We start from the raw sequence: 19,598 nt of genomic DNA, 5'->3' as shown, positions 1-19,598 counted from the left end.
AAAAAGCCAAGATGTAAGAATAATCTCAGTTAAAACAACCGCTGGGGATAACCATGTCTAATACTGACGACACAGTAAAAAGTTTTGTTTCTTATAATGCGTTTATGCGAGCGATATTTAAGGACAAGGTGTTACTTTACAAAAAAGCGGATATTACCCCGCCATCTTTCGAAGAGTTCAAGTCTTATAGTATTGCCTCAAATGGTTTTTCGCCATGGTTGGATTCAATACGCGGTCTGCAAGCGACAGAGAAACAGATATATTCCATTTTGAATACATATATGAAACAGGCAAAACGCTCACTCTCCGACATCCCGAACATCCTACGTTGGCTGGAACGTTATTACGACATAGAAACGCCAGTCGTGGAGGGGATTGCGACTGAAGCGTATTGGCGTAAAAGGCTGCTCGCACAGCACAGGGACTAATTGTCTGACGTCGTTCTGCCTTTAGAGTGACGAAAATCACTGTGTCTATGCGAAAACTAGTGCTTATCCATTGGCTATGATGTAGCGAATGTAGAAGCGCTTGCTGATGCCAATCAATGTCCTTTATGGACGGCTTTAATCACTACTATTAATTTCCCGTTTTATAGCGAACATTACCAATGTAGGTAAAGTAATCGTGTAGTTAAGAGTTGCGTCTGGCACATGCGTGGCCCCAAACGTACCGCTTGAGTCATTTGTTCCTTATGGCGATGGACGTTGGATAAGCTGAATGTGCAAGCCTTCATCATTTTAACCGTGTTTATAGGCTGGTATCCCCGCCAGTGGCGACAGAGGGGTTATTTCTAATCTTCCGTGGAGAGTTGTCATGCAAGTTTCAGTCGATAAAAATGATTTGATCACACTGATAAAAATGGCGCAAAGCACGGATGATATGTGGGATGAATCAATGGATAGGGCGCTGTCTGTGTTATGTAAAAAGTATCGTCCTGCATCGACACCAGTGACGCTTAATAACGACTCAGCTTCTGCCTGATATTGCTGCTCAAGGAGTGTTTATGAGGCCAGTTAACGAAGATAAAACTATCATACTGCGCGTAAATTATACGCAGCTTGCTTTTTCATGCGAAGGGCGTTTGGCTAAGGCGCTTGCCAATGATTATAAGGGGAGTCATGTGTCGCGTGTTTATCACGCGTGATAAAAAGCGCATTGAAACGCCGGCGATGCTAGACACGGTGATGGCGAGGAGTCTTCTTAACTGGATAGCAAAGCACCCGAAGATGGCCAACAATAATGCAACCGTATTGGTGTATCAGAATTTGATGGAGGAGGCAGGCTTGTCGCCGCTTCCCAAAGATGATTACACGGGTAACTAATACCCCGACCTAACTACCAAAAACGAATAGGAAATACCTATGTTAAGAAAGCTATTTTTGTCCTCTTTTGCGATCACTCTATCTTTTTCTGTATGCGCGAATGACGCGTTCTTTAAAGGCGTATCAGCGCTCGAAGAGGGCGATACAAAATCTGCAATCACGCATTTTAAGCAGGCTGCTAGTGAAGGGCATGATATTGCGCCTTATACGCTTGGTGTGCTGTATGAAAAAGGTGAGGGCGTCAAACAAGATTTTTATAAGGCAAAAACTTGGTATTCAAAAGCTGCCGCTAAAGGACACAGAGGTGCCAGGGCGAGATTGCCGATCATAGAATCAAAAATCGCTGCCCTTGAAGAAGGCAATTAGTGTCCATGCGCATTCCTGTTCAGCAAGGAATGCGTTTTGATATCTTTAGGTCTTCATTTTTTATGGAATCGAATGACTTTTCTGTCTAACTCCTCCTTCATTCTTTCTGCTTGCAGTGCGTTGTAGTAACGGTTAAGCAGGTTATCATTCACCATTTTCAATGTTCTGCTATAACATGACACCTCTACTTCCTTAGGGTTGTTCGGGTCAAACTCTTTAACTTGGTTCGAGCCTTCCATGCTATCTACCATGATGTCGTTTATGTATTTATGGATCTCGTCTATGAAAGACGCGATATCAACACCTGCACTCTTTAATTCCTGATTTACTTTGCTAATAGCCAACGACAACACAGCGAATTCTAAATGGTACGCCCCCGTACTCATAAATATGTCAAATTTAGAATTATGTTTTATTTGACGCTTTGTATCTAATTCTCTCATATAGATTTGAAGTAATGCTTCTTCTGCGTTCATGTATGCATCTATCCTTTCTGTTAAACGATGATTGCATTTTGCATGCTTTCTGAAGCCTGCCGCGTCATTAAGAGCCCTTTTTTCTGCCGTTAATTCATTTTGCTGTGTTCTCAGTGAAAAACATTTGCCTTAAAAATAAAGGGTATACGGATTTAATGGTTGATGGGGCACCTTCACCCCATCAACCATTAAATCCGTATACCCAAAAAAACCTGGCATTGCTTAACCAGGTCTTCAGTCGCTTTGCATGGCACCTTTGAGGCTAAACCTCTTTTGGCTTAGTACGCCTCGCCTTGAGAGCCCGTGAAAACATTCTGGCAGCTTCAAGTAATCCAGCCAAAAAGAACAGCAGATGTCCGAATATCTCTGCCGTCACTATTGTTCTGTACTCAAAATAGGCGGCGGAGGCAGGCAGGTTATTGGGAGTATAAAGGTTGCGGACATCTTCAGCTCCAGTAATCAACAGGATGATGTCATATCCGAACACGAGCAGACAGCCCACAATAACCATCAAGCCAAGTTTATCTCGGCTTATACACAAATACTTCATTTACGCTTGTTCCTGTTAGATTTATATAATGTCTCTGGCTGTTTTTAGCGCTCGGTTAACGTCTAAATAATTCAACCAATTTTCTTTGGTAAGTGTTATGCCTTTGGGGATCCTTTTCTCTTCAGCCTTTAGCGCGAACACCCCTTTTCGATTTAACACGTTGCTCATGAGGTCCATCTGCTCTTTGTAACGAAGAAACGCAGACACTGCTTGGGTGCTGGCTGAGCCTATGACCATTTCCTTTGGGATCTGAACAAGCGCGGCAAATCCGATGTTTTGCGAGCGGTGGAGTTCCTTGCTATGCCCGCAGGTAGAGATGAGCGGGTTATCAAACACCTTTACCGCCTCAATCGTAAGGTATCTGACTTCAGCATCTTGTACTGTCACCATAGCGAAGCCAACCGCTTCCTCAACCTGGCGCACTTTTTCGTTGGTTGGGAAGTTAAGATCTGCTTGCGGCATGTAACACCCATAGACAACGGCAAGCCGGTAGTCACCCTTCTCTTCTGAGGGCGCTGTATCAGACAGCTCTGCCGCTCTCTGACGGTCTTCAGCATCCATTATCTGTTCTATGTATCTCAGCTCCCTGGCATCCACCAGGAAGTTTCTGTCTTTCGTGAATTGCATGTAAGCGTACTGCATGGTCAAAGCCCCTTAGATTTCTGTTCTCTTGGGGTGCGCTGGGACACCACGCCCTGTTCGTAATGCTTCGACCACATGCGCTGAGGCCACCCACCAAGGAAGTCATCGTGAAAAAATGCTCTGTTCTCGCCAACACGATTCTGAACACTGTCGTTGTGTCCTTGTCGTGCAGCTTCAAACTCAATAAAGACCCGGAGGTCTTCGGATATTTCCGCCGTAAATTCGGCTTCAGGCAGACCTGACCAGCTCGGAGTGCCTATGCTCGTCGAACTGTATTCCGGTGCCTGAGTGCTTGTTCCATAGGTTCTACAGATGCCCACTACACTCACCCTCCCGATACTTGCCGAGCATTACCAAGGCCATTAGCCAGGAGCTGCTGAGCATCGTTAAACAAGGCTGTGCCTCGCTCAAAGGTGAGTTGTTTTGGGATGTCCTCTCTGGGCCACGTCCCAGCGACTTCAAGAAGCAAGCAAGCGGCCCAATGGAGCTGCTGCTCCTCGCTTTTATCACCCAAGGTGCAAACCACGGGGAAACCGTACTTGCGGCTATAGCGAGAAACTTCCTTGAAGGCTTTCAGCTCAGGCTTTTCCAAGTCGCGCTGGTAGGCTTCAGCAATCTTCCAACTGGTCTTGTCGGCCAGCTTAACGTCGTACTCAGCAATGCGCTCTTTAAGGCGTTGCACAACAGGAGCCAACTCCTCGATCCCTTCCGCCTCTTCAAGCGTGTAGCGTTTGTCTTCCTGGTAGTCCACGATTTGAGGCGGAGTTGGCCGCTTGGGGATAGCTGCAAGTTCATCCATGCTCATCGAGGTGGGTAACCCGCCCTCAATCTCGCCCTGCTCGTTGATTGATTGGCTAACGAGTAGCTGGTTTCCGCCGACTTCGGTGTCATAGCGGTCATCGTACTCCTCACCAATGGTCCAGCCTCCCAGACCAGAGACAAAGGTGTTTCTCATCCGAAGCCGGTTGAATCCTTTCGATGTCCCAGGGTCGTGGAGGAGGTGTGCTTCATCCATGAAGAAGTTCGGAGCTTCGTCGCGAACGGACATTTTCACCTTCATGTTTGCATTATCGAAAATCGGGCCAAATGTGCCTTCAAGCATGAATGGCTCTATTTTCTCCGCCAGCTCATCATGACCACCTGCCCGAAGGTTCTTATGCAGCATCGACACCGTGGCTCGTTCCTTCCCATCTTCCGGGAGGGCCTCCTCGATTTTCTTCCTTTCATCGTCAGTCAGTGCGACTGCGCGAGCAAGAAATGTCACCACCAGCTCTCGCCAGTTGTTGACTGGCTCGACATGGATGGTTCCAGTTTGGTTCTTTTTATCAGTCATATCTCATTTACCCTTGTTGCAAGCCGACTCGATGCTTCTCCGGCGAAACCATTGCGCGGTCGCGGCAATTGCGAAGAACACTACAAGCCAGCCAATAGCGGCCAGCAGGGAATACCCTGCCAGCGCGTAGAATCCGGCATCTGTGCCTTGAATGAACTTTCCGAACATACCGATGCCCGCGAGAACGAAGGCGAGTACCAGAAATAGCTGAACTATAGTTGCGGCGAGTTTATTGACGTTCATTGGACCAGCTCGCTTTTTCCGAATTCTGAATTGAGCACCTCGATCACAGCATCGCGAAGTTCGGCATCCTGGATGTTCTCCACATCGAAGCCGGTAACAATGGCATCGGATCCGACACCGCAAAGCACTTGCCCCTTACCCTCGCCATTGACCTTGATGGGGACCATTGGCAAGGGTGTATCCGTGCAACCGGCAATGTCGGTCGCTATCATCGGGCCGCCCTTGGGGATCACGACATTACCAACGAACCCCCAGTCCACGCTGCCATCGTCTTCATCCGGTGCGTACTGGTCGCCCCAGAACGCGATAGCGGCCTCCTGGTGCTGGTGGCCGACCCGAAATACGGCAAAAACAGTGACCAGCGCAAACGTCGCTACCACCGCCAGCAGTACCAAAGTTATTTTTTTCAGATTTACCATGGTTTCATTTGCCGCCCTTATTGCTGCGTCGCTTCCAATAGAAACGTTCGACTACTGCTGCCTCTCTATCCAAGGTTTCTGACACATAGTCGTACCTGAAAGGGCCGCACTTAATTAAATCCTGACCTGCCACACTGAATGTGTTCGTTAGCGCTTCAACGTGCGAGTTAGCCTGCACATTCTCTTTTGCCACATTTCCGTGCTGATCCATGAGCCAATACGATTTCACCATTGCCTACCTCACTTGATAACCGGCAGCTTCCGCTGCTTTATCAAGCGCCTCAGCAAAGCCGGTATCAGCTTTTTCCGCGCTGTTGTAGAGAGAGCCGCAGTTGGGCCACGAACGCCCTATCAGCTCCATAGAGAGCGCCTCAGCGAGCATTTCTCTTATCTGGGTTTCGGTCTCACCGTATTCCGCCAGCGTTTCATCAATGCCTGCTCCCTCCATTAGCTTGATGATTTGCGGCTGATTGAGCCAAATCCCTGACAACGCCTCCAGTTGGATGCAGGCGTCCCGAATCAGCCTTCTGTCCAAGGTAATGCCATTCACGGTGGTTACCAGATGCTTGGGCTCCCACTTGCGCTTCCGGGGCCTGGATATGTCCGAAATGATGGTTACCGGCTTATTCCGCAGCTCTCGCGGCAGGCGTCCATCCAATCCATGGACGAGGCGACGTGCATACTCATACTCGTAGGGCTTTAGACCCTTCCCGTCCCGGAACATCTCGGTATCCACCAGCAGGTGTCCTTCGAGTCTTGCCCTCGTTCTCGCTCGTTCTGACATGACAGACTTGCCTTTTCCGGAAGTCCCCACGACGAGCGAATGGTATTGCTCATTGTTGTTGGTGAACATTGCTTCTCTCTGCGTTTATTCGCTGGTAAATCTCCTCGCGATGAACCTCTACGTTTTTCGGGGCATCGACGCCGATCCGTACCTGGTTGCCGTTAACCCCGAGAACGGTAACTTTTACATCGTCACCAACCATCAGTGTTTCGCCTATACGGCGTGTCAAAATCAACATGCTATTACTCCTCTTGCTCAATAAAGCGTTTTTTTATTTTGTTTTCCGGGCCTTAGTAATTCGAGTTTTCAACGCCGTTATAACCCGCCTCACTTCGCCCAGTTCTTCTTCACATTCTTGCCGTTCATCAACTGGCAGCTTTTCCTTCAGCTTGTTCTCATACCACTTCACTGACTCCAATTCTGTTGCCAGTGCATACTTCAGAGCGGCCAGCTTTGTTGTGTAGAGCCCCGGTGGCAGGTCTTCGCCTACCTTGAACTGGTCTCTGAATTCTTGAGAAATGGATTTGAGCCAACCTACATCGCCATGCTTGGAAGACCGCTTTCCCCAGGTAATACCTTGTACCCTCTCGGTCACGTTCACGTAGACAGCATCTTCCTGGAGAGATCGAGGCAAGGTCATTCCAAAGCGCGACTTAGCTCCCCGCTTGCGCTGGATAGAGCGAACTATCCATTCGTCCACGTCCACTTTGATCCGCCCGTCATATTCGTAGCCATGGGCTCTGTAGAGGACAGCGCCGACCTTCACTATGGATGCAGGGTATTTCTGTCGCTTCATGACGTTCTCACCCTGCCTAGTGGAGCGTTTGCTCTTCTACGACGACCGCGCCATCCACCAGCTTAATTCTCACAGGGCCAGTGGTGCCGTTTACGTCCGCAGCCACCCCGTTATTGAGAGCTGCATAGAGGCGTCGAGCGCCATCTACGACCTTGATTCCCTTGCTCTCAAGCTGCTGGAGCATCTCTTCATAAGATATTTTCTCGGGCAAAACAGTCATCCTTCAGTTCTTTGCGCTACTGCCGACCATAGCCAGCGCAGGGTTCAACCAGAATCCGGGAAACGAAGTGAACAGCTCCGCCTGCGTCCGGATGTACTCCAGCACCAAATCACAAGCCACCCACCGCCGATTGTTTCTTTCAGCCGCCAGCCCGCTCTTGTTAGAACCGCTGAACGGATCCACTACCAGGTCACCTTCCTCGGTCAAAAAACGGATGGCGAACTCAGGAATGTCCGTAGGGAACATTGCTGGATGTGGAGGCAACCCAAGTTCTTTGGCTACCCGGCGCACTTCAATGGTATCGGCACAACGATGGCCGCGATGAATTACATTTTTCGGGATGCGGCCCTCTGTCACCGCTGAGAAAGCATTACCACGCAACCGGTACGCACCGTCCCCGTAACTGGCGACCCGGCTGTCTCCGCCCTGCCTCATGAGCTGTTGGTGTTTTTCGGTATGAGGCTGAAGGACTCGGCGGTTGTCGGAACGAACTCGCTCAGGATCATTGGTAAACCAGAACACCGGTTCCCATCCAGAACAAAGCTGCTGACGATTCACGCAGGCCCAATGCGTAGGGCTCGGCGGCTTGGAGAGGTTCACCCACGGCCAGCGATCCATCAGGGACAAGCCAAGGCGGTCATGCAGGGCTATCACCATGCGCTCGACATAAAGTGAACGCGACGGGCGCTTGGGCTCAAAAATGTCGTTGCTGATGTTGAGCACGACCGAACCTCCGGGCACCAGGTTCTTGACGATTGGCTCCAATGCCTCGGTGATGAAGTCCACCCACTGCGATTCGGCCACGTTGCCATATCCGCGCTGAATCCTCAGAGGGTATGGTGGAGACGTGACGCAGAGGTGTACCGGCTCGTTCAGATCGGCGAACAGCGTCTTGTTGCTGGACCAAACCGCCAGGCCCAGATTGGTTGAGTAGGCCAGGAGCCGTACCCCACCAAGGGCCTCATGCAACCCCTTCTTGTTCTCTTGTGATAGCTGCCAGACGCCCCGCTCCCCTTCGACACGCTCCAGCAGATTCAATGTTTTCAGTGTTTGCTGATACCAGCGGATTTTCCGCTTGAGCTTACTGCGTTTGACGCGAGCTTTGCCTATCTCGCTTTGTTCGCTCAGTGCAGATTGAGGAATCCCGGCTATTTCAGCCACGGACTCATAAAGTTCTTCATTGGACAGTGGCTTTTGTGCCCGTGAGTAGGCTTCCTGGACATGGAAGAGTTCGAGCTGGCTACTCATCGCGCTCACCGCCGCTGAATAAGGCGTTGAAGGCGGCCACGGACTGTGCGTCGTTTACTTCAACTTCGGAGTAGAACGGCCACCAGGTCAGTCCGCCCCCACTCAGCCACGAGCAACGGAACTCCAGGACATCACCCTGAAGCCTCTTGAATTCGACATGCTGCGGTTCGTCATGTAGGCAGATTGACGGCAACTCCACTCCCAGACGGTCCCTAACTATGGAGTCAGACATAGAGCCATAGCTCATGGCACTGTCATCGTTCACCCACAACATGCGGTTGGCTCCACCCGCCAGGCTTATCACCATGAATGCCAGCAGCAGGAGACTTCCAAAAAATCGAGATACTTGACGAACCATCTTTATCCTTATCGTTTTCACTTTGCACGGTTAGTGCAGTTTCTTGTCATCAGTGCGAAACGCACGGACATGAACCTCGCCCGTGCTATCAGAAAATTGGATCTCCGAAGCGTTTGAGGCTTCAGCAATACTGAGTAACACCCGGCAGAGCAGTTTCCCCGTTTCCTCAGAGCCGTGATTATTCATGAACGCGGCTATCTGATTGGCGATTTTGTGTTTATCCGTCGCGGATCTACTCACAAGCTCAACTCCTGCTGGTTTTCGCTGGCTTGCCCCTCGGGCTCGCCCTCCAGCTCTGCCAGCTTCTCCCGGAGCGCCTGAAGCTCTTCTACGTCATCGCGGGTCAAAGTGAGGGTGAAGGTGTCCCCGTCCTCCTTGATGGTGTCCAGACGCTTGGTGAGGGAGCTGACGCTCTTGTGCATAGCCTCAACGACCTTTTTACCCATTTTGGGCGAACTCTTTTTCTCGACCTTCTTGCGAGTCAGCTTCTTGGGTTTTTCCTCTCCCTCTCCAGCTTTGGCCTCCTTGAGCACCTGAACCGCTGCTTCGCCGTGCTCACGGAACAGTTCCGACGCATAGGTGGCAGCGACCTCGTTGGCCTGGATCATTTGCTTCAGTTCAAGCGGTAGCTCCAGCAGGGCTTTAGCCTGGCGAACATGTTCAGCAGTGCGGCTAACCCGTTCGGCAATTTCCTGATCGCTCCACCCCCAGTTAGCAAGCCGACCGTAAATAACGGCTTTCTCCAGCGGAGTGAGCGGAAGACCATCGTTACTGGTGGCTATCAGTAAGGTCTGCTCTGCCTCGTCGCCCTTGTGTTCCAGAACCTGGATCTTGCGAATATCAGCGCCCTCTGAAATCGCCAGAAGGATGGCGCGGCGACGGCGGTGCCCTTCACGGACAAAGACATTTCCATCGCGAACCTTCACGATGATTGGCGGAACGTAGTCACCCCGCTTGTAGGCGTCCGCCAGCGAGCGAATACCGGCCTTGATGTCCGGGCGCTCGTAGTAGTCTTCGCAGAACGCACCACGGGTGTTGAAGCCTTCCTCTTCCAGCAACAGTTGCGGCGCTACAGAAAACAGATCGCTCTTCGATACATCGGCTGATTCTCGGTTCAGCGACTTCAGTGAGTTTACTTGTGCCATTTTGGCTCGCTCCTCTATGTCCTGGTCAACTTTATAGAATCATATCATGATACTGTAAACTACAAGGCACAAAAAACCCGGTTTTATTCAAGCTGCGTTGGTAAGCTATAGAAGGCAGCTCCCCTTCTGGCTTCACCCTACAGCAACCAGACAAAAACCACGCCTGCCGTTCTGCCCATTTCGGGCATTTACACACCGCTACCAAAAACTTTCACATGTGAAAGTTACTCGTCCCCGATTTTCACGTTCATTCTCTCCATCACGGAATCGAACGCATCCAGCCCGAGGTAGGTAATGACGATCTTTCCTTTGGATGTGTTTGTCTTGTCGGGACGAACTTGTACGGGGTGACCAATGGTGTCTGAAATGTGAGTCGCCAATTGCTCGTAGTAGGAAGCGTCGGGCGTGGGCTCCCGGCCAGCAATGTAGTCTCGAACCCGCTGTTCCAGCTTTCTCACGCTCCACTTCCGGTGCAGCGAATCCCTCAAGATGTCTTCCTGTGCTTTCTGAGGAAGTCTCACAAGGGCGCGGGCATGACCCTCTGACAGATTGTTCCGTTTGATGAGCTTCCTTGCCTCGGGGCAAAGTTTTTTGCTCAACCGGTTGAGGTGTGAAAGCTCATAACGGGTAAGCCCCAGAGCTTCCTTAATCTCAGCGCTGCTTTCGCCCAGGTCTCGGCGCAGCTCCACCTCCTCGATGCGCTTGATAACCGGCAGCGTCTTGAATTCTTGCTGGTCCATGCGGCCCCCTTAGTTGTCACGTCGCAACATTAGAGCATAGCTTCCTGATGCAGCGACCTCATTCTGCCGATGCGCCACTGCTCATCTCTTCCTTCGCAAATTCAGCCAAATTAGCTTGGCGCTGCCTGAGTTCTTCTACATGGCTCGGGCAATTAGAGCAGACACCCAACCCCATTGCCTCATCGACCTCCAACCAGTGACAGGGCTCATTACCGCTGGCGCAAGCGCGAGAGTCTGTGCAGCCGCACCCAATACATTCGTTTTCCATCGTTGTACCACCTTAATCGGTCTCATTTTCTCCGGATCATAATATGACCCGCTGTTATCAACAAGACTTTTCGGAATCTTTTTTTGATCTCTTGATATTACTTTATGATGCTGTAATATCAAAAAAGAAGGCCGCAACGAAGGTGGAAGAGCGGTGCGGCCCTCTGCACATACCACATTACATAGAGGAGGAATGGTATGCGTGTTCAGCATGTTACCAGAAAAAGAATTGCCATTGTCGAGTTCATCCGCTGGCCGCTGAAGAAGCGCCAGCAGTTCGTAGCCCAGGAGATGCCTAACAGCCCCGATTTCATCAAGGCTTCGCTGCTCCGAGAAAGCTACCACGCCCACTAACCACCCGGAGCCCCGCTGAAGCGGGGTTCTTTGTTTCTACAGTACGGAATTCAAGCACATGAACGACAATGCAAGACAACTCACCCGGCAAGCGCTATCGCTGATCGAGACCGCCCGTTACCGAATGGGGGTATCGCGCTTCATCGCCGTCTTTATCGACCACTGGGCCTACCAACAAACGGGGCTCTATTCACCCACGGAGGCATTCCCTGACGACCTTGGAGCCGTCGCCAGCAAGCTGTCACACCTATTGTCATCCGCGATGAAAGCAGACCCCACCAGCGATATTTTGGGGTATATCCTGAGCGAGTCTGGGTTCTATAAGCAGGGGACTCAGTTCTACCCCACCCCTCCGGAAGTTGCCAGGCTAATGGCGCAAATCAACTTGGCAGACACACCCCGTCCGGATGCAGAATTCTATGAGCCTTGCTGCGGGACTGGGATTAACACTATTCACTGGCTGGAAAGGGTTCTGGAGACCCGAGGCGCTGCCGGGATCGAGTCAGCCCACCTGTACCTGGAAGACGTGGACCGCCTCATGGTCAAGGGCTGTATGCTTCAGCTTTTCCATTACTTCGACTCTCGCGGCGTCTCTCCGGCTTCCATGAACATCGTGGCTTTGAACACTATCACCCGGAAACCAATGGGGGTTGCATACTACGCCACCGCCAAACCAGCGGAGCAAAGGCGTCCTTCTGGAAAAAGTTCTCTTGATACAATTGCGGTGGCGTCTTAGGGGGGAGGTTGCAAGGGACAAGGACTGTCCCTCCGCTGAAATAAAAAGCCCCAAAGGACGGGGCTTAAAGCATCATGTAGTGTTTAATGAATTCGTCTCGGTCAATGATCCCCCAGTCGGTCAGCATGTAATAGCCGGTAGCCCCCCTTTCTCCCCCTGTTTCACGAACAAACAAAATTTTCATACCGAACTCGGTACGAATGGCTGCCAACTGGCGCTTGATGGTTGACTCAGGGATTTTCGTTGCTCGATGCAGGTCATGGAGGCTCGGCTTCTCCGTTCTCGACAACACATTGATGAGGTCGAACTTTCGCTTCATATCTTTGGAAATTCTCATGTTCACCTTCTATTCCCGGCCCCTTCACAGGGGCCGGAGGATGAATCCCGTTATCAGGCTTCCATGCTGACGAGTTCGATTTCAGAAGCCAGCACCCGGACTTCCTTCTCTTTCTTCCCGTCTGCAATTTTAACCCACACCTCCTTCGGATCCTTGCAAACCCGGTCGAGCAGGAGGATACCACGCTTTACGTCGCTATCCGTTGCCACATTCACGACGACGATAAGCTCTTTGGGCTCGGTAAACTTCCAATCCTTGTCTTCAGGGATTGGTGACATGGCGTCCTGGTTCTTCGGCTCAGCCTTCTGTTTCGGCTCGGTCTTGTCGCCACCTTTTTCGGGTGAGGAATCCTCCTCCATTTCCTCGTCACCGCCAGCAGCGTCGTCTTCACTGCCAGAGTCACTCTCGCCGGATTCGGGACTGGAATCCTCTTCAGGTGGCGCATAACCACCAGACTCGTCCCCCCCCATCAGGCCAGCGCCATCACCGTCAGATGAACCAGTTTCAGTTCCACTTTCCGCTGGTGGCGAGGTCTTCACTCCAGACTCCATTTCCTCCTTGATACGCTTGGCGTCATTGAGAAGGTCACGGCTCTGTTTACGAGTGATCCCCTCCTCCAATGCGACAGCGCATACTGCGCGGCACCGATCATCATTGAGGTCATAGAGCAAACGCAGGTTGTTCAGGGTTTCTGTGTCGCTGCATACATCTTCGTCGTACAGCTCCTGAACACACTCAGGCAGCTTCAGCAAAGAAAGATGCGTCGATACAAAGATTGCGTTCTTGCCCAGGCGTTTTGCGATGTCCTTTTGCTTCCAGCCTTCATCAACAAACTTCTTGAGAGCGTTTGCTATCTCCAGCGGGGCCAGGTCGTCGCGCTGGATGTTCTCGATCAGCTCCCCGGCAGTCTCGTCCAGGTCTGACTGTTCTTTCTCATTCACAATGATGTCGATGGTTTCAATCCCAGCAACACGCAGAGCCCGCCAGCGGCGCTCCCCTTTCTGAATGACGTACTTCCCGTTTTCATTCTTCGGGTAAACGATGATCGGGCTTTGCTGCCCTTCCACCTTCATTGTCTCCGCCAGTTCTTCGATGTTCTTGAACTTCTTGCGGACCTGCTCTTTCGATTCGACATCATCCAGTGTAACTGTGATGACCTCTTTGCCCTTTCTGCCGGTGGCAGCTTTTGCCAGGTCGGACAACCCCTGCAAATTTCCAATTTTAGCCATGTGTTACCCCACTTTAGCTAACAGTTCTTTCAATACCGCCTCAACCTCTTTGGCTGCTACGTGGCCGTAGCGAAGTTGCCATACCGGGATCCCTTCAGTGATGGCGGAATCCAGAGGTGGGCGGTGCATAATCTTGTGCTTGAACAGCAGCTCCGGAACCGAACCTTCCAGCTCCTTCAGTGAGCGGTCGTGATTCACTGAGCGGTCCATGTCGTTGATGATGATGCCCAGGATGTTCAAATGGTTGTTGTAGCCTTCCCGGATACCCAGAATCGTATTGAGGAGACCTTCCACGCCATCTACGGCGAAACCGGAGAGTTTTACTGGACAGACGACATGGGTGGACATCGCTAATGCGGCCACCAGCTTACGTCCAAGGCTTGGCGGGCAGTCGATCAACACATAATCGTACTGCTCAAACAGCTCAGCAAGGTTCCTTGCAGGGTTCATCGCCTGATCCAGAGGGACCGCTTCCATCTCGAACAGCGCCGGGTCATTTTTCGGCGTGTGTATCAGGTCCATACCAGCCGGGCACTTGATGACTTCGATACTCTCCAATGAATCTTGGAAAAGCTCCGCTGTCTTGGTGCCCGACAAAATGGGCTCAAAGGAGCCATCGTCATCAACCACTCTGGGAGCCAATCGACTGGAGGTGTTCCCCTGCCCATCCATATCCACAACAAGAACTTTTTTCTTTCTCTTGAGGGAAAGATAAAAGGCTGTCTGGATACAAAGAGTGCTCTTGCCTACGCCCCCTTTTTGGTTGGCGTAGCTAATCACTTTTGCCATACATACCTCGTTAATAATTGCAGGGGCGGTCCCCTCCGAGTTTCACATGTGAAAGATTCTACAACCCATTTTATGATACTACAATATCTTTTTATAGTTCTGTTATGACAATCCTGCCACAAAAAAAGCGGCTCAGTAGCCGCTTTGTTCTGTCGTAACGTACTTAGGTGTAGGTCGGTTTCCCGGCTGCCAGCCTCCGGGCAATCGAAAACAGGGCTGCTCGGGCGGCGTCGCCGTCTTCATCATGCGCGAACGGTCCCCAATTGTCGTCCAAATTCTTTGGACCCGGCCACATGTTCCCCTTCGGCATGAGCACCGGGGAGATGCTGCGGCCTATGGCATACAGCAGCCCCCACCCCTGCGGCAATTCCCCTGGTTGTATCATCCCCTCCGGGCAGACATAGAACCGGTAGTGCCCCAACCCGCCTTGCGCTCGCTCAGGCTTTTTAGCGTCGGCAAAGAAGTCTGCCCTACTGACTTTTATCTCAGCCATTGCAGAGCACGACTGCCGACAGGCATATACGTCTGGTTGCTCCCTGTTGCCGTAACTCGCCAGTTCAGTCGCGACAACTGCGAAACCTTGGCGTTTGAACCACCTGGCTGTCATCGAGACCAGCTTGTCATGTTCAGCGCTTGCGGCCATGTCGCCCCCTTACCGGCAATTACCAGCTTTGCGATAACCAGCGGATTGGGCCTCCGATTCGGAGGAGAACTCAATCACATTGCGGGGACTCACCCGGTCGTAGCTGGGGCAACCTTCCGGTAAGTGGTAAATCTTGCTGTTGCGGTTGCCTCGGATCCCACCCCCATGGACTTCAGGAGCATCGAACGAAGCCAGAGTCGCCTCTCCAAAAGACTTGAGCCCTTCAGCAGTATTCTTGTGGCCGAGTGTCCACTGTTGTTCGCCTGTGACGAACGGGTTGTTGTGGCCGACCATCCTTGCGATTCTCGCGTCCCGCTCACGCTCCCAGGTCGTCACGGGGTATTGACGATGCCAAGCCATCATAAGCTGCTGTTGCTGACGGCTCATGCGTAAGTCGTAACGGTCGTGGATGTAGAAGTAGATTCGAGCGATTTGCCCTTTGACAGCATCCCGTGGCTCTACAACACGCTGCTTGAAGTCCACTTCAAGATCACACCGGCCATACGGGGTTGGTTTGTCTGCCAGCACACCATACTCAAAGTTTGAACGGTCAGCATTCGCCTCCCCTACACTCACCACCAGGTTGTGCGGATCCGCTTCCATCACTTGGAAGACGGGATCGGTCGAACGGCAATTTCGCCGACCACCATCCTGCCAGCATTGACGCTGGTGACCCATCACCCAGGCAGGGACAACATGCTCCCACTCTGTTCGCTCAGCACGATTCTCCTGAGCCCGGACTTCATATCCGCAGGACGACGCATCTACCCGGCCACCGGATTCGCCAACCCAGCGCCAGTCACACCCGCAGTAGAATGTCCCTTCTCCACCCCGCGTTTGATCCAGATAGACATGCTCTTTCAGCATGGCCTTGGATTCTCGAAAATTATCAATGTCTGCCAACACTGGTGACGAAGCCACCAGCGCCAGCAGCAGGCACAGTATTTTCTTCATGTTTCCTCCGCTGTTAAAAGCACCTGCTGCTATTCTCCCCTGCTTGTGTCTCAGGGGAGGCACGTCTAGCTGCCCAATTCGGGCTCATAGTTCGATCTTGTGATTTTCTATTACGCGCTGGACTGTTTCATTCGTAGGGAGCTGGAGTCCTCGCTCCTGAAGAGCAAGCAGTGCAGTCTGGAAGACCTCTCGCTTGGCAGAAACAAGAGCATCTTTATCACGGCGGTATTCCTCCGCTGATGCCCTTTCAGCGCTCCTCAGTGGCTCAAGCATTCGCTTCACTTTCCGCTCAGCGTCATCCAGCGCCGAGCTGGCCGAGGAGAGACTCATCAGGGAGAGAACGCTGCCCACGTCGAACCAGCCGGTAACGTCAAATAGATCGAGCCCCAGGTCGATCACCTCAAGCGTCATATCGTGGTTGAGTGCTTCAATCCGTTCCTGGTGCTGCTGCGCTGCTCGCGCAAACTCCTTTACCGCTCTGCGGGCATCATCCATTTCGCTGCTGGCATCCATATTTGACATCGAGGACATGAGGGAAATACCCTTGTTGTCCGTGGCGAGGTCGAACACTTCCATGGTTTGTGCTGAGGACACGGCAGAGTCAGCTTCCCCGATCTCTCGCAGGGCCTTCTCCCCGAGCTGGACAAGTTGCTTGTTGCCCTGGTGGATTTCTTTGACGGCCTGGAATATCCGGGCCAGGTCATGAATTTCGGCTCGCCTTTGACTCCCCGCAATGGACAGGTCAAGTAACTCACGCAGACAACCAACCTGGTTGGTCTTGTGCTCACGCTCTGCCCGTGCAATCGCATTGCGGGCGCGTTTGACCGCTGCCTTTTGTTCATCCACCAGCCGGTTGTAACCCCACATGGACTTCAGTTTGTCCCACCAACCCAGTTGGTTCCGGGCGGTTACCAGCCGATTCAATTCTTCCAGCGCCGCATCTACCTGAGCTTGATGCTCTGCCTGTTTCGCTTGGAGTGTCTGTGCAGACGCCGCATAGTTCTGAATGCTTGTCTCCATATCACCCCCTTACCAGATTCAGCACTGTGCAAGCCGTTTGCTTAACCCCGTTCACTTCCGCCTTGAGACTGGCTGCCAGGCTTGCGCTTTGTGCCGCATAACTTGTTTGTCTGGCGCGAGTGATGCCGTCCTTCCGTCTGGTGAGAAATTGCTGGTGGCACCGGTCTAACCGACGCGACGTTTTGATGGCTTCGTTTATCTCGTCTCGGAGCGCCACCAGTTCTTTGGTCTCAAGCATCGCCACCTCCCACATGAACGGGGTCGGCCTCGCCGTGATAGTTCACGTAAGCCATCCACATCAGGTCATTGATGGCATCCCAGAAACGCCGGGAAATAACCATCGGCCCCGCCCCGCCCTCAAGAAACCCGTGCTTACGCCAGTTGCTGACGATTTCTCGCTCCTCGCTATTGATCCGATTCAGATCCAGTCGTTGGTCGTTCATCATGACGTGCTGGATGTATGGCATCAGCCTCAGTTCGCGCTGGGTGATGGCATACCCAAGCAGCTCCTCGGACTTAGCCTTGATTTCGGGGGTCAACTTGCCCCGGCCACTTTGTTGAACCATGTACTTTCTCCTCCCGTTTATAGAATCGTTTTATGATACGACAATAAACGTGAAAGGGCCAGCAGCTTTCACATGTGAAAGCCCACCAAGCCAGTACCGTGTTGGATTATTCCGGGAGGGGTAAACAAAAATGCCACGGCTGGTCAGCCATGGCATCTGAAGGATTTAAGTTGTCACGTTGCAACAACTATGGCTACAACACAAAGCCGTGATGCTTTCCATCGGGCAGCTCGATGTCGAGCCGTACCTTCCCTCCCCCTGCCTCGATGTATCGCTTCAGGCTGGAGAGCTTCAGGTCTTTGCCAGCCTTCTCCATGCCAGCAACGGTTGGCTGCTTGACGCCGAGGGCTTCAGCCATATCTGTTTGCGTCTTTTCCATCAGGGAGCGGATTTCCCCCAGGTGGATGTTCAGCAGAATTGCTTCTGCCTTGGCCCTGGCGTTTGCCACTACTTCGGGCTTTTCGGTCTCCAGGATCTGATCTAATGTCCTAGCCATGTCACTCACCTCTCATGGAGTGTGTCCAGATGAGCCGAAAACTCTCTATCGGCCACCGGGATCATCTCCTCATAAAAACGCTTTTCCTTTCCGGTTTTCTCACCGGCACAGAGCAGAATGGCTGCCCTGTTTGGGTCAAAGGCAAAAAAGGCCCGTATTGGATTTCCTTTGCTTTGCACCCTGAGTTCTTTCATGTTCTTGTGTGCCGACCCCTTCACCGTATCAGCGTAGGGGCGTGACAGCAGCGGCCCCTTCTGTCGTAACACAATCATAGCCGCAATCACGTTTTCCCGGTCGGTGTCGTCCAGCGCATCGAGCCATTCATCAAACGTGTCAGTAGTTCTTATCTCCCACATGGTTCTTACCTTTCGTTATAGGCTGTATCCTATATAGGTCGCAGGCTATTGTCAAGACGGGTCAGACTGATACGCGGCAAACAGCGGTTAAGCTGGTGCCCCGGTGTTTAAGATACACGCCCCTCATGTTGTCACGTTGCAACACTTTTGCTTTCTATGTGCTGTCCACAGTGGGGGCACAGAGCCTCTCGCTTACCGACGATGAACACCTTCCAAAGAGTTGACCTGATAACCCGTTGGAACGGCATTCTTACGGTTGCCAGAGCCATGGCAAAGCAGGCACCAATCCCGACCGCTGGGTTATCGACTGCGCGAACGTATTCAGCCCCTATAACGTCTACAGCACCCTCAGCAGCCTTCAGCTCCTCAATGATACCCAGATACCACTCGCGATACTCAGCGGCCAGCCACGGTGCGATAGCGAAGATCACCGCTGTTGTGAGTACAGCAATGGCTGCTTCCCGCCGCCGACTCCCCTTCACCTCGTATATCACCGCAACCAGTAGGGACGTGGCGAAAACAAACTTCATTGGAAGGGGGTTCGATAAAGAAGACAGGTAACTGTCCAGACTGGACCAGTAGAACAACAGAAGCCCAAGCAGGCAGGCCGCCAACAATCCATCGCGAACCGGCTGCCCCGCAAAGTTGTCACGTCGCAACATCTCAGGCTTTGCCCTGGTTGGCTTCCCATACTTCTTGGACGCTATCCCACGTCTCCTGGTAGTTGGGCCAGTCGGATTCCACAACAACGCATTCCAGAGGGGGTTTTCCCTGCTGCTCTCGATGGTGCTCAACCTTGTCCATCAGGGCCGATAGCTGGCGCTTGTCATCATCACTCAGGGCGGCCTCAACATCACGCACCTTTGCTACCAGATAGCGGCGCTCTCGCTTAAATTCACTCATAGGTCTCTCCATTGCAAAAATTCAGTTAACCCGCACAGCGAAGACCTCTACCGGGTCCGGGCCAAAATGCGGGTGCGTTATCGTTTGGCGCTCGTACCCTCTCCAGGGGCGGATAAGGGTTCGTGAGCGGTCTCCAGCCTTTGGGTAGCCGAGCTTGATATGAACTTCATCAAACTCCTTCCCCTCGATTCGTTTCCTCCAGTGGTCCGTGACCAGCCGGTATTCAAAGGGCTTCGTACCGGCCTTAATCTGATGGAAGTACACCGCCTTTACTGGCAAGTGAAGAATTCTCGACATGTTCAACCT

General features: G+C 52.1%; 33 protein-coding genes. 6 read left to right on the top strand and 27 right to left on the bottom strand.

Translation table 11 applies throughout. The annotated features are described in order from the left end of the window. Positions 1–53 precede the first annotated feature (53 nt). The 4 genes from Y5S_RS17085 (at position 54) to Y5S_RS17075 (ending at position 1,688) form a co-directional block, all read left to right on the top strand. Positions 54–428 carry a hypothetical protein gene (locus tag Y5S_RS17085; protein WP_035234749.1) on the top strand — a complete coding sequence of 125 codons (375 nt, stop codon included), beginning with the start codon at positions 54–56 and terminating at the stop codon, positions 426–428. 385 nt (positions 429–813) lie between these two features. Continuing rightward, positions 814–981, top strand: a complete 168-nt coding sequence (locus tag Y5S_RS19780) for a hypothetical protein (protein ID WP_156107842.1) — start codon at positions 814–816, stop codon at positions 979–981. Between the two features lie 146 nt (positions 982–1,127). Further along, complete coding sequence (locus Y5S_RS17080; RefSeq protein ID WP_156107840.1) at positions 1,128–1,322, top strand: hypothetical protein; 195 nt, start codon at positions 1,128–1,130, stop codon at positions 1,320–1,322. Positions 1,323–1,361: 39 nt separating this feature from the next. Beyond that, the gene (locus Y5S_RS17075) at positions 1,362–1,688 is read left to right on the top strand and encodes a tetratricopeptide repeat protein (protein ID WP_052041680.1); all 327 of its coding nucleotides are present in this window, start codon (positions 1,362–1,364) and stop codon (positions 1,686–1,688) included. A gap of 53 nt (positions 1,689–1,741) precedes the next feature. Here Y5S_RS17075 and Y5S_RS17070 read toward each other — a convergent pair whose 3' ends face one another. The 15 genes from Y5S_RS17070 to Y5S_RS16985 all read right to left on the bottom strand — a co-directional run bounded on the left by Y5S_RS17070 (position 1,742) and on the right by Y5S_RS16985 (position 10,642). Continuing rightward, on the bottom strand, positions 1,742–2,164 hold the full coding sequence (locus Y5S_RS17070) for a hypothetical protein (protein WP_035234747.1): 423 nt from the start codon (positions 2,162–2,164) through the stop codon (positions 1,742–1,744). Between the two features lie 262 nt (positions 2,165–2,426). Next, positions 2,427–2,714: a hypothetical protein gene (locus tag Y5S_RS17065; protein WP_035234745.1), complete on the bottom strand. Its 288-nt coding sequence runs from the start codon at positions 2,712–2,714 to the stop codon at positions 2,427–2,429. Between the two features lie 21 nt (positions 2,715–2,735). Next, the gene (locus Y5S_RS17060; protein WP_035234743.1) at positions 2,736–3,356 is read right to left on the bottom strand and encodes a hypothetical protein; all 621 of its coding nucleotides are present in this window, start codon (positions 3,354–3,356) and stop codon (positions 2,736–2,738) included. Between the two features lie 325 nt (positions 3,357–3,681). Next, a complete protein-coding gene (locus tag Y5S_RS20190; RefSeq protein ID WP_407921421.1) occupies positions 3,682–4,689 on the bottom strand; it encodes a hypothetical protein in 1,008 nt (335 codons plus the stop codon). 3 nt (positions 4,690–4,692) lie between these two features. Beyond that, positions 4,693–4,932: a hypothetical protein gene (locus Y5S_RS17040; RefSeq protein WP_035234740.1), complete on the bottom strand. Its 240-nt coding sequence runs from the start codon at positions 4,930–4,932 to the stop codon at positions 4,693–4,695. Further along, complete coding sequence (locus Y5S_RS17035; RefSeq protein WP_035234739.1) at positions 4,929–5,351, bottom strand: hypothetical protein; 423 nt, start codon at positions 5,349–5,351, stop codon at positions 4,929–4,931. The genes Y5S_RS17040 and Y5S_RS17035 overlap by 4 nt, the downstream gene beginning before the upstream one ends. Positions 5,352–5,586: 235 nt before the next feature. Further along, entirely contained in the window at positions 5,587–6,204 is a 618-nt protein-coding gene (locus Y5S_RS17025) for a phage head-tail adapter protein (RefSeq protein ID WP_035234736.1), read from the bottom strand. Then, positions 6,185–6,373, bottom strand: a complete 189-nt coding sequence (gene csrA, locus Y5S_RS17020) for a carbon storage regulator CsrA (protein WP_035234734.1) — start codon at positions 6,371–6,373, stop codon at positions 6,185–6,187. Before csrA ends, Y5S_RS17025 begins: the two co-directional genes overlap by 20 nt. Positions 6,374–6,406: 33 nt before the next feature. Beyond that, positions 6,407–6,931: a hypothetical protein gene (locus Y5S_RS17015; protein WP_035234733.1), complete on the bottom strand. Its 525-nt coding sequence runs from the start codon at positions 6,929–6,931 to the stop codon at positions 6,407–6,409. A 16-nt stretch (positions 6,932–6,947) separates the two neighbouring features. Beyond that, positions 6,948–7,142, bottom strand: a complete 195-nt coding sequence (locus Y5S_RS17010; RefSeq protein WP_035234813.1) for a hypothetical protein — start codon at positions 7,140–7,142, stop codon at positions 6,948–6,950. A gap of 12 nt (positions 7,143–7,154) precedes the next feature. Continuing rightward, a complete protein-coding gene (locus tag Y5S_RS17005; protein WP_035234731.1) occupies positions 7,155–8,399 on the bottom strand; it encodes a site-specific DNA-methyltransferase in 1,245 nt (414 codons plus the stop codon). Further along, positions 8,392–8,706: a hypothetical protein gene (locus tag Y5S_RS17000; RefSeq protein WP_156107838.1), complete on the bottom strand. Its 315-nt coding sequence runs from the start codon at positions 8,704–8,706 to the stop codon at positions 8,392–8,394. The genes Y5S_RS17005 and Y5S_RS17000 overlap by 8 nt, the downstream gene beginning before the upstream one ends. 81 nt (positions 8,707–8,787) lie before the next feature. After that, a complete protein-coding gene (locus Y5S_RS16995; RefSeq protein WP_035234727.1) occupies positions 8,788–8,997 on the bottom strand; it encodes a hypothetical protein in 210 nt (69 codons plus the stop codon). Continuing rightward, complete coding sequence (locus tag Y5S_RS16990) at positions 8,994–9,902, bottom strand: ParB/RepB/Spo0J family partition protein (protein WP_035234726.1); 909 nt, start codon at positions 9,900–9,902, stop codon at positions 8,994–8,996. Before Y5S_RS16990 ends, Y5S_RS16995 begins: the two co-directional genes overlap by 4 nt. A 224-nt stretch (positions 9,903–10,126) precedes the next feature. Further along, positions 10,127–10,642, bottom strand: coding sequence for a ParB/RepB/Spo0J family partition protein (locus Y5S_RS16985; RefSeq protein ID WP_035234724.1), 516 nt, complete (start codon positions 10,640–10,642; stop codon positions 10,127–10,129). A gap of 465 nt (positions 10,643–11,107) precedes the next feature. Here Y5S_RS16985 and Y5S_RS19890 point away from each other — a divergent pair, with 465 nt between their 5' ends. Further along, positions 11,108–11,263 (top strand): hypothetical protein, encoded by a 156-nt coding sequence (locus tag Y5S_RS19890; protein ID WP_197055170.1) that lies wholly within the window; start codon positions 11,108–11,110, stop codon positions 11,261–11,263. A gap of 58 nt (positions 11,264–11,321) precedes the next feature. After that, positions 11,322–11,999: a TRM11 family methyltransferase gene (locus tag Y5S_RS16980; protein WP_052041679.1), complete on the top strand. Its 678-nt coding sequence runs from the start codon at positions 11,322–11,324 to the stop codon at positions 11,997–11,999. A 64-nt stretch (positions 12,000–12,063) separates the two neighbouring features. On the opposite strand, the gene Y5S_RS16975 is transcribed toward Y5S_RS16980, so the two are convergent. The 12 genes from Y5S_RS16975 to Y5S_RS16915 form a co-directional block, all read right to left on the bottom strand. Further along, on the bottom strand, positions 12,064–12,336 hold the full coding sequence (locus tag Y5S_RS16975; protein ID WP_035234810.1) for a helix-turn-helix domain-containing protein: 273 nt from the start codon (positions 12,334–12,336) through the stop codon (positions 12,064–12,066). Positions 12,337–12,389: 53 nt separating this feature from the next. Next, the gene (locus Y5S_RS16970; protein ID WP_231552732.1) at positions 12,390–13,538 is read right to left on the bottom strand and encodes a ParB/RepB/Spo0J family partition protein; all 1,149 of its coding nucleotides are present in this window, start codon (positions 13,536–13,538) and stop codon (positions 12,390–12,392) included. Between the two features lie 30 nt (positions 13,539–13,568). After that, positions 13,569–14,354: a ParA family protein gene (locus Y5S_RS16965; RefSeq protein ID WP_035234721.1), complete on the bottom strand. Its 786-nt coding sequence runs from the start codon at positions 14,352–14,354 to the stop codon at positions 13,569–13,571. A gap of 163 nt (positions 14,355–14,517) precedes the next feature. Beyond that, positions 14,518–14,997, bottom strand: coding sequence for a hypothetical protein (locus Y5S_RS16960; protein WP_035234720.1), 480 nt, complete (start codon positions 14,995–14,997; stop codon positions 14,518–14,520). A 9-nt stretch (positions 14,998–15,006) separates the two neighbouring features. Next, entirely contained in the window at positions 15,007–15,951 is a 945-nt protein-coding gene (locus Y5S_RS16955) for an endonuclease (protein ID WP_035234718.1), read from the bottom strand. Positions 15,952–16,035: 84 nt separating this feature from the next. Further along, a complete protein-coding gene (locus Y5S_RS16950) occupies positions 16,036–16,971 on the bottom strand; it encodes a hypothetical protein (protein WP_052041678.1) in 936 nt (311 codons plus the stop codon). A 230-nt stretch (positions 16,972–17,201) separates the two neighbouring features. Then, positions 17,202–17,537: a hypothetical protein gene (locus Y5S_RS16940; protein ID WP_035234714.1), complete on the bottom strand. Its 336-nt coding sequence runs from the start codon at positions 17,535–17,537 to the stop codon at positions 17,202–17,204. A gap of 193 nt (positions 17,538–17,730) precedes the next feature. Beyond that, positions 17,731–18,033 carry a helix-turn-helix domain-containing protein gene (locus Y5S_RS16935; RefSeq protein WP_035234712.1) on the bottom strand — a complete coding sequence of 101 codons (303 nt, stop codon included), beginning with the start codon at positions 18,031–18,033 and terminating at the stop codon, positions 17,731–17,733. Positions 18,034–18,038: 5 nt separating this feature from the next. Further along, entirely contained in the window at positions 18,039–18,389 is a 351-nt protein-coding gene (locus Y5S_RS16930; protein ID WP_035234710.1) for a type II toxin-antitoxin system RelE/ParE family toxin, read from the bottom strand. Positions 18,390–18,520: 131 nt separating this feature from the next. Further along, positions 18,521–19,051, bottom strand: a complete 531-nt coding sequence (locus tag Y5S_RS16925; RefSeq protein ID WP_035234709.1) for a hypothetical protein — start codon at positions 19,049–19,051, stop codon at positions 18,521–18,523. Position 19,052: 1 nt separating this feature from the next. Beyond that, a complete protein-coding gene (locus Y5S_RS16920) occupies positions 19,053–19,292 on the bottom strand; it encodes a hypothetical protein (RefSeq protein WP_052041677.1) in 240 nt (79 codons plus the stop codon). Between the two features lie 21 nt (positions 19,293–19,313). After that, a complete protein-coding gene (locus Y5S_RS16915; RefSeq protein WP_035234805.1) occupies positions 19,314–19,589 on the bottom strand; it encodes a hypothetical protein in 276 nt (91 codons plus the stop codon). Positions 19,590–19,598 lie beyond the last annotated feature (9 nt).

Source organism: Alcanivorax nanhaiticus, from assembly GCF_000756665.1.
GTDB lineage: Bacteria > Pseudomonadota > Gammaproteobacteria > Pseudomonadales > Alcanivoracaceae > Alcanivorax > Alcanivorax nanhaiticus.
This window is presented reverse-complemented; position numbering and strand designations above follow the sequence as displayed.